Source organism: Shimia litoralis (genome assembly GCF_005518135.1).
In the GTDB taxonomy this organism is placed as follows: Bacteria; Pseudomonadota; Alphaproteobacteria; order Rhodobacterales; family Rhodobacteraceae; genus Shimia_E; species Shimia_E litoralis.
Map to the genome: position 1 here is coordinate 1 of NZ_SULI01000071.1, position 631 is coordinate 631.

Annotated in this window: 1 protein-coding gene; it reads right to left on the minus strand. The window is 47.1% G+C overall.

Annotated features, from left to right (window positions below; translation table 11 throughout):
- Positions 1-108: 108 nt before the first annotated feature.
- The coding region (locus tag FAP39_RS17380) for a helix-turn-helix transcriptional regulator (protein ID WP_342777203.1) at positions 109-631 on the minus strand (523 nt) is incomplete at its 5' end.

Sequence of the window (631 nt, forward strand, 5' to 3'; positions counted from 1 at the left end):
TCGTGGCGATCTAGATTGCGGGTGTGTACTTGATTTTTCTTTGTCACGATAAAAGAAGATTCCATGAGTGGCATTTTTTAAACCCACTAGTTAACAACCTTTCTGCGGTCACTCGACAATCAACAACTCGTCTATCAATGCGCCAACCAATTGCGTGCGCGACTTAACGTCTGCCTTGCGATAAATGGCATTATTCTGAGACTTAATTGTGCCCTGACTCGTTTTGCGAAGTTCGGCAATTTCAGCAACAGACAATCCCTTTACGGTTAGCATCGCTACGTCACGTTCGGCATTACTTAACCCCCATCGGTCGAACTGAAGATTCAGCATTGCAAAAAACTCTCCCTGGGCCGCTTGCAGGTGTCTTTCGACTTCCTGGTTTCGCAGGTCTAATTGGCGATTGCTGCGCCATAGTAGAAAGGCTCCAATGACAAATCCAAACATGGTTGCCAGCTCAATCAGTTCGTGAACCAGCCAACTGACCTCGAACAAGTAGAAGCCAGAGATTTCACCGAATAGATCGACACAGAAGACCAAGGCAGAGGCAAGATAAATCCCAACCCCTACCTTGAATATTGTTGATGAACTGCGCGGGGCGCTCAAACCACGATTTCCCGCGTACGTGGAAAAA